This is a genomic window from Dapis hubbardiae BLCC-M172, assembly GCF_050016015.1.
Lineage (GTDB): Bacteria > Cyanobacteriota > Cyanobacteriia > Cyanobacteriales > Microcoleaceae > Trichodesmium.
On sequence record NZ_JBNHEQ010000316.1, the window covers coordinates 1 to 9,429 of the forward strand.

Here is a 9,429-nt window from a genome sequence, read left to right on the forward strand (position 1 = left end):
AATTGATAATTGATAATTGATAATTGATAATTGATAATTACCTCTGGTTAAAACCAAGAGGATTGAAAATAAAGAAATAATATTTCTTTATTTTCTCTTGAAATAGAAGGCTTTATACCTTTATTTTTCGGTAAATATTTTTTCCCTGTTCCCTATCCTCAAACCCATCTTCCCTACTCCCTAAACAATGATTATCTGTTTCACTTTTTGCGATAAACATGAAACTTTTTGCTTTCATCGACACTAACAAAACTAAATCCAGCTTGTTCCATAATTTCTTCTTTTTTCCATTGCTTAATGTAATTCAATTTCAGTTTTTGTTGAGCTAATATTTCTCCATCTCTCTGAAAAAAATAAGTTTTCTCAATGGATTTAATTTCATCATTTTCCCCAATTTTTTCTATCTCCTGAGAATAAACAATTCCTGTGGGGAGATTTTGTTGATAGCTTTTGTGTTCTCCCTGAATACTCAACATAAATAATCCATCTTGACGCAGATGTTTAGCAACATTAATTAATCCCTTAATATCCTCATCAATATCCTTAGTATGATTTCTTAAGTCAGTTTGATCGCCTCTTTGGCTAATTACCCAAACTCCTCTACTAGAAACAGCAATATCAAAAGTTTCTTGAAGGTTCATATTATAGATATCTGCTTCTACTAAATTTCCCCATTCTCCCAATCTTTGTCTAGCAATATTGAGCATTGATAAGGTAATATCTACTCCTGTAAATTCAGCTTCAGGAGCAAGTGCCAATAATTTTTCAGCAAATAATCCTGTTCCTACACCTAATTCTAGTATTTTTTTTCGACCATCTTTTATTAAAGAATAGACTGCATTAGCCATTCCTTGATAATCATAATAGCCTTGAGTCATCAAAAGGTCATAATAATCAGTCAAACTATCATAATAATCAGCGATATTGGTATATTTATTCATAGTTAGTTTTGCGGAAGTAAAGTGCAGTCTCTAATAAATAATTTCACTTTTAGTAACTATACCACGATAATTTGATTGTAAACATTCAGCTCTTAACAGTCAGTTAGAGCGCCAATAATGAATAATTCCTTATTCGGTTAAAGGAGCTTACTTTTTCAGTTATTAATTATCAGTACCAATGGGTTGGGAGACCAAACCCCTACAGTTTTTTTCACAAATCATTTAGGATGACTATATAATTTATCACTGATAGTAGAACATAATTTTCCCTAAACAGTCGTAAGCGTTCAGCATTAATGGGTTGGGAGACAAAATTCCTACAGTTTTTTTCAGCAATAGCTGATAGCTGAATGCTTACATTTGATTTAAAAATCTGTATCAATAAATCAGCTATTTCTTTTCTCAATTTGAGGCAACTATTAAACTAAAAATTCATGGGAGGGTTAAATATTTCCAATATCCTCAAACTAAATGCAAATTTTCCTTAATAATGCAGATAATTACTCCTTGCCAAAGGAGGGTTAGCGGAAATAAACTTAGATGCAACTTCACAGAGAATTTGTATTAGATTGAATTTGGATACAATTATTTACGCGATGTGCAACTTTCTACGGAAAAATGGTGATTTACTTGCTATGAGGTTAAAAATTTTATTTCCAAAATGCCTAAACTCATAACCCATAGATTTAAAAAAATTTGCACATCAGGTTTATTTGATTATCTGTTTCACTTTTTGCGATAAATTATGAAACTTTTTGCTTTCATCGATACCAACAAAACTAAATCCAGCTTGTTCCATAATTTCTTCTTTTTTCCATTGCTTAATGTAATTCAATTTCAGTTTTTGTTGAGCTAATATTTCTCCATCTCTCTGAAAAAAATAAGTTTTCTCAATGGATTTAATTTCATCATTTTCCCCAATTTTTTCTATCTCCTGAGAATAAACAATTCCTGTGGGGAGATTTTGTTGATAGCTTTTGTGTTCTCCCTGAATACTCAACATAAATAATCCATCTTGACGCAGATGTTTAGCAACATTAATTAATCCCTTAATATCCTCATCAATATCCTTAGTATGATTTCTTAAGTCAGTTTGATCGCCTCTTTGGCTAATTACCCAAACTCCTCTACTAGAAACAGCAATATCAAAAGTTTCTTGAAGGTTCATATTATAGATATCTGCTTCTACTAAATTTCCCCATTCTCCCAATCTTTGTCTAGCAATATTGAGCATTGATAAGGTAATATCTACTCCTGTAAATTCAGCTTCAGGAGCAAGTGCCAATAATTTTTCAGCAAATAATCCTGTTCCTACACCTAATTCTAGTATTTTTTTTCGACCATCTTTTATTAAAGAATAGACTGCATTAGCCATTCCTTGATAATCATAATAGCCTTGAGTCATCAAAAGGTCATAATAATCAGTCAAACTATCATAATAATCAGCGATATTGGTATATTTATTCATAGTTAGTTTTGCGGAAGTAAAGTGCGTTCTCTAATAAATAAGTGAGCTGTTAGTAACTATAGCAATCCTATTTTATTCGTGTCAAAAATATTAGCGCTTTTAGGGAATAGGGAACAGGCGTAAGTTTCAGTTTTTTTATCTACTTTTTGATTTATCACAACCTATGCGCGGATTGCTATATATCACGATAATTTTATTTAGGGTTTGCTGAATAAAATTAAAACTCTTGAAAGATAAAAGCTTAAAGCTTTTTGGATTGAAAAAAGTTTCTGGTTTTCAGTTGAAAACTCTCAAAAAGTTAGTATAAAAGGCAGAATAATAGCAGAAAAATCAAGGGACAAATATATCTGACTATCTCCTTTATACTACTCTCTACTCCCCTACTCCTTGAAAAGACTTTTTCAGCAAACTCTAATTATAAATACCTGTAAATAAAGAATTAATTTAATATTTGTGCGAGGTAGGGAAGAGGCAAAAAGAATATCGTTGATTAGTAAATGCACAAATAATTTTCTCTATCTACTTAGCAAAATAATTTGATTGAGAAATAAGAGAATGTTTACCAAATAAGTATTAAGTAACTTGTCTAATAACTAAATCTTAAAGCTTGAATAATGCCGGGATTAAAATCAGTCTACAGTGAGCGGGTATCAGTATTCATATTCCCAAAATTATGGTAAATTTCTTTATGGCAAATAATTTTTTATTCACCTATTCCCTGTTCCTAATTCCCTATCTGATTTTTTATATTTCCCGATCTATTCAATCTCTAATTATCCATTTCCCGCAAATTTTTGATAATCTTCTAGTAACCAATGAGGCAGTTTATCTATGTCTTCTATTCGCAATTGTTCAGAACGACAATATAACATTGCTGCTAATAAATAATTGATAGCTTTCGGCGCTTCTATTCCTTGAGCAAGTTGGGTAGCTAAATGTTGTAAAAATTCCTGTTCACTTTCTACTAAAGATTGATTTTGCACCCCACTATTGAGTAATGCTTGATAACCTTTACCCATTTCACCTAAGTAAAAATTTTCCAGTTTTTGTGGTTCTAAATTTATCCAAAAATCAGCCGTTTGTTTTCTCAGTTGACGCAATTCTTTCACAACAGATTCATCAGAAGGATCTATATAATAAAGATTCACACTACCTAATAATTGATTCATAAATTTTTGGTTGGCAGAATCTAAATTATCTGTCTTATTTTCTGTTAAAACTAGATTCTTTTCAGTTTTAGCTTCAGCAGCTTTTAGAGGTCTGGTATCCAAATCTCTACCAATAGAATCTTCTGACAAATGAGGAGACTTAGCTTGAAAAGTCTTTTCCAACTTCTGTGCAACTTCTCTACTTTCAAATACCTGTTTATAATCATTAATCAACCACTGAGGCAAACGATTTTTAGCATCTCGGACTAACATTTTACCTGGTGGAAAATATAACATTCCCCCTAAAAGTGCATTAATAGCTTTAGGATTAGTTAGACCCATACTTTGATCAGCTAATTCCTTGAGGAATTTCTCTTCATCTTCTGTTTGAGGTTCGTTTTGAATCCCACTTGCTAATAAACCTAGATATGCTTGTCGGACTTTACCTTGATAAATAGTTTCTAATTCTTTTGGAGATATATCCAACCAAAAATCAGCTATTTGTTTACGAAGTTGACGTAATTCTTCTACTAAAGATTGGTCAGTCGGGTCAATTTTGTAGAGATTTACACAACCCACTAAACGATTAATAAATTTAGGCGTTAAAGATTTTTTATTTGTAGATTCTGTCTTTTTTTGCAAATGAATATTTTGCCACTGCTCGAATAATTCTTGGAACAATTCACCTATCTTTGTAGAGTAGCTAAGACTGTCTAAAAATGAAGGATTTTGCTGCATTTTTTCTTGAATTTCTTGCCGTTTTTGTTGTCGCCACTCAGAATTAGTTGCCAGTTTAACTGCTAAATTAACATAACTTTCTTCTCCATCAGCAATAAGATCCTCCATATTAATTTCCTGCAATAAAGCAGACGCTTGCCTAAATCTTAAGGCATTTCCTTCCACAACAACTGGTGGTAGTCCTATCATTAAGGGGTCTATTAAAGAGGTTGCCCCACCATAAGGGAAAGAGTCTAAATAAATATCTGCTAACTCTAAACATTTTTTGATATCTGATTTGCTTGGTAGTGCTTTAATGACCACCAAGCGCTTACTATCAATACCATGTCCTTCCAAAGTAGCTCGCATCTGTTGGATAAAAGGTCTGACGGGATAAGAATTTGTCCAGTTGGGGTTAAAGGGGTACAAGACTAAAATGGAATTGGGCACCGCAACTAAAATTTTTGCCCAAGTCTCCCGCATTTCGGGAATGATTTTGTAGGAATTGGCACCGGAAATAAAGATAGTAGTTTCGTCGGTTGCTCCCCAACTGGAGCGGAGGGGTTGTACTACTGGAATAGTTTCGGGGATGGGGTCTCGGAAACATAGTCCGGAACCTTCTATGTTGACTAATTTTTCGGTATACTGTTCTTGGGTTATCTCGGTCGGAGCAGTTAATTTTCCAGAGATGTAATAATCTATGGGCGCCATTCCGGTAGTACTAGGAGAGTTAATTGATGTAACCTGGATTCTTGCTAGTCGGTGAGTTGCCAGTAAGGTAGAATTTTTGGTAATAGCAGTAATATTAGAACCGAAAAACAAAATATCAAGATTGTCATTACGAATAGTTTGTACTTGATTTTTTAGTTCTTTTGGTACTTCTATAAATTTATCGACACGACTTTGACAATATTTTTCTAAGGGGTGTCCGTTAGAATTTATTGCATAAAGAAATATCTCAAATTTACTCCTATCTAAATGTTCAAATACTGGGAGTAAAGAGTATGTTTCTGTTTGAGGATTATAATGATCTTTAAGAATTCCCAAACGAATTTTTTGGCGGTCATAAGGGCGAGACTCCATCGTATAATCTAACTGTAACCCACGATTTTTAAGAACAAATTCAATAATTTCTGCCCGTTTGACGTAGAGATTTTTTAAATTTGGAGTAGTCGTAAAATATAGAGGTATCCAATTAGAATTTTCTACAAACAATGAGGCGATCGCTTGCCATAATTCTGAGTCTGGATTTGTGGATATATTATTATGAACGTAACTCAACCATCCAGCCATAAAATGATAGTAATTATCTGTTTCTCCTATTTCCTGGAAAAGCTGAGGAGAAGCAAACATAAATTTTAAATAGTCTGTAGCAAACCAGTTAGGAATGGGAGCTTTTTCGTATTTAATTTCTAGTCTATCTGCTCTTTGATAAAGCATACCTGCTAAAAGATTCTTAATGTCTAAAGCTTGGTTAAATCCTTTAGCAATATTAGCTTTTATTTGAGTGACAAATTTTTGCTCGGTTTCGGTTAAGCTTTCCTCTTTAATACTGCTTTTCAATAAGGCTTTATGTATTTGACCAAGTTCTCCTAAATAGGCAATTTTTAGATTTTCCAAGGTATTGAAATTTAACCAAGAATCTGCAATTTGCTTTCTAACTTCCTGCAACTTCACTAAAGTAGATTTATCGGACTGGTTTTGTCGGTAAAGTTCAATCTCTTTATTGACTTCTACCAGAGAAGGCAATAAATTAGTTTCAAAATTATGTGTAGGTTTGTTTTGTTCTATTAACTGAGATTCTAAAGATACTACTTCCTGACTCGTTGTCTTAACTAAAGAAGTTTCAGCCTCCGTTTCTGCATTAATCAAAATAGAAACCAATAAATTAATTACCGAGGGAGACCTACTACATTTAAGACCTTCCCGAATTTGAGCAATAGCTCCATTAGTATTACCTCCTTTCAACATAGAAGCAGCCATTTTCATAGCTTCAAGTGCATAATGTTCCCTAGCTTTATTTGATAATTCTTCAGCCATATTTGTTGGTAAATAAGTTTGAGTAATTTCTATAGCTTTCCTAGCATTTTCTATATTACCTCCAGACAGCATTAACCGGGAAGTTTCCGAGGAAGAATGTAAACGGAAACAAGCCAAAATTTCCGGTTCAAACCAAATAGGATAAAAAGCAGCTATTCGTTTCCAAATTTCCCAATCAGCAGCAGAAGCAGCTTGGTCACAAAAACCACCTAATTGTTCATAAGTTTCACGTTTAACTACCATTCCCACAACTTGAATACGTTGCTCTACAGTAATCTTTTCTGAAAATTTTTCTATAACTCCAGGAGTATCTCTTTCCAAAACAGACAAAAACTTTTTCTGATCATTTTCATCTATATAATAGTGGCGACAAAATGCAGCTCCTAAAGTTGTTTTATTTTCTATTCCCCGACGTAACTTTTCATAAAAACCAGGCAAAACAAAATCATCATCATGGAGTAGATGAACCCAGTATCCTTTTGCTCTTTGTAGACAAATATTAAAAATCGGAGCTTGACCAATATCTTGAGGAAAATGCCGATAAAAATTAACTCTTTCTCCCCCTACTTTTCGAACAATAGCTTCTATTTCATTTTGAATTTTACTATCAGGACAATCATTAATTACTTCTATTTGCATTTCCTCTGGAGGAGGAGCTTGTTGCAATACACTTTTCAGAGTTTGTTCTAAATATTTTACCTTTTTATAAGTAGGAATCATCACAGACCAAAACGGTCGATAGCTATTATCTGACAATGGAGAAATTTCTGGATATTCAATACCCATTTGATTATTTTTGAGAGTAGCTATTTGAGGAAATTTTTCTACAGCTACTTCTATTTGTTGTTCTCGCCTTACCGTTGCCCAAATCCAAGGTTTAGCAGATTTTAAAGAAACTAAATTAAATCCGGCTGCAATTAATAAATCTTTTAATTGTTCTTCAGTATAAGCATTACCAGAAAAATAATATTGCTTATCTTTCGCTCCTTCCTCATCAAAATTTCCTAAACCTTCAGCGCTGTGGTCATGTACTTGAATTTTAAAATATCCTCCCGGTTTTAAGACCCGAAATGTTTCTTGGAAATAACTTTTGACAATAGAAATAGAACGAATGTGCTGAAAAACTATCGTTGAGAAAACAAAATCGTAATTTTCATCAGACAACTTTTGTAAATCATAGCCATTATTAACAAATACCTCTCCATTCTGTTTTCCATCGGCTAAATATTGTCGGGCAAACTGAATCATTTTTTCCGAAATATCTACACCATCTACCTGTGCAAATTTTTTTCGTAAATACTTAATAAGACGACCAACACCACAACCAATTTCTAATACTTTCCACTCTGGTTTAATAGAGATACCTTCCAAAATTTGTGGCATCCAATTTTCTATTGAATTTTCCCAAGCTTGCTTTTTTTCTTCCGGGGAAAGTGTATCAATTCCGCTGTAAGCTAACACTCTCCCAAACATAGCTTCATCTAGAGAATTAACATTCCAAAAATGACGTTGCATTTCTAACTGTCCGTGATTTATTTTTAACAGAGTTTTGTCGAAAATTTTCTTACCTTTCATAGCAGATAATTCCTTTTCTTCAATCTGCATTTCTAACTGCCCGTTATTTAGATTAAATTTCATTTCATCTAAATTTTTCCTATCTTCCATAACAGATAATTCTTTTTCTTTAATCTGCATTTCTAATTCCGCGTCATTTATTTTTGACAGAATTCCCCCTGAAATTTTCTTACCTTCCATAGCAGATAATTCCTTTTCCTTAATCTGCATTTCTAACTGATCTTGATTTATCTGAAATGGAATTTCCCCGAAATTTTTCTTACCTTCCATAGCAGATAATTCTTTTACTTTAATCCGATTAAAAGTCTGGATAAATACATCAGTCATAATCTTAGCCATTTGCGACCAAGAAAAATTTTGAGCTTGTGCTAAACCAGCAGTAATTAATTGTTGCCGAACCTCAGATTTTTGCACTTCACCCAAAGCATTTACTAAGCCATTAATATCATTATCTTTTATATATAAAGCCGCTGTTCCTGCAACTTCTGGAATTGAAGCATTTTTACAAGTAATAACCGGACAACCACAAGCCATTGCTTCTAAAATTGGTAGTCCGAAACCTTCATATTTTGAGGGATAAATTAAAGATATCGCTCCAGAATAAGCACATTTTAATTCTTGGTCATTCACTTGCAATAAATGAATTTTACTACCGGAAATATATTTGCTTAATTCTGGCTCTAGTTTTCTATTTCCCCCTATACAAACAATCTCAAATTCTGTGGATTTTTCTAATTGAGCAAAAGCTTGAAAAAATAAAATAGTATTTTTATAGCCAAGCCAACCTATTCTCTCACCTACTATCAAAAAGTATGGTCGATTAATCTGATATTTTTGTTGAAAATTAGCAACTTCTTGAGGAGTCGCTCTAGAAAATTTCTGTTCAATTCCACAATGAGCAACCTTGACAGAATTTGCAGATATTTGAGGAAAATATTTTACTAAATCCCAAGCTGTATTTTCAGAAATTGAAATATAAGAAATTGCCTGTTTAATACCACGATGTTTTTCTTGCCATGAAGGGTTATCAAGATTTTTAGCTAAAACTTCTGGAATCATATCATAAGCCATAAATATATATGGCGTTGAAATAGGTGTTGTGTAATAAGTAGAAATAAAAATATCGGCATTTTCTTCATCACATATTTGCTGCAACATTTGACGGTCTGCATCTATTCTTCCATAGTTATATCCAGGCACAACACGATATTTTATGCCGGGAATTTTCGGTGCAGTTTTTGCTCTATCAAGCACTAAAATATTTTTAGCAAAACTATCTTTCGACCATACTTCCAACAAAGACTTCCAGACACGAGCGATACCTGTATTATTTATTTGGAAAAATACACCGTCAATCAGAATCTTAAAATCTAATTGCTGCTGATTTTTTAGTTTCTTTTCTGTCAAATTTTCATAGTCTACCTCAGTTAGTTGCTGCCGAGCTTTTTGTTTTCTCTCTGCCACATTTTGATAATTTACCTCAGTTAATTGCTGCTGATTTTTTAGTTTCTTTTCTGTCAAATTTTCATAGTCTACCTCA

3 protein-coding genes are annotated in these 9,429 nt (G+C 32.9%); all 3 read right to left on the reverse strand.

Annotated features, from left to right (window positions below; genetic code table 11):
- Window positions 1–200 precede the first annotated feature (200 nt).
- Window positions 201–941, reverse strand: a complete 741-nt coding sequence (locus tag ACP6PK_RS29460) for a class I SAM-dependent DNA methyltransferase (RefSeq protein WP_426565034.1) — start codon at window positions 939–941, stop codon at window positions 201–203.
- A gap of 709 nt (window positions 942–1,650) precedes the next feature.
- A complete protein-coding gene (locus tag ACP6PK_RS29465) occupies window positions 1,651–2,409 on the reverse strand; it encodes a class I SAM-dependent DNA methyltransferase (protein WP_426565036.1) in 759 nt (252 codons plus the stop codon).
- Between the two features lie 773 nt (window positions 2,410–3,182).
- Window positions 3,183–9,410, reverse strand: coding sequence for an O-linked N-acetylglucosamine transferase family protein (locus ACP6PK_RS29470; RefSeq protein WP_426565038.1), 6,228 nt, complete (start codon window positions 9,408–9,410; stop codon window positions 3,183–3,185).
- Window positions 9,411–9,429 lie beyond the last annotated feature (19 nt).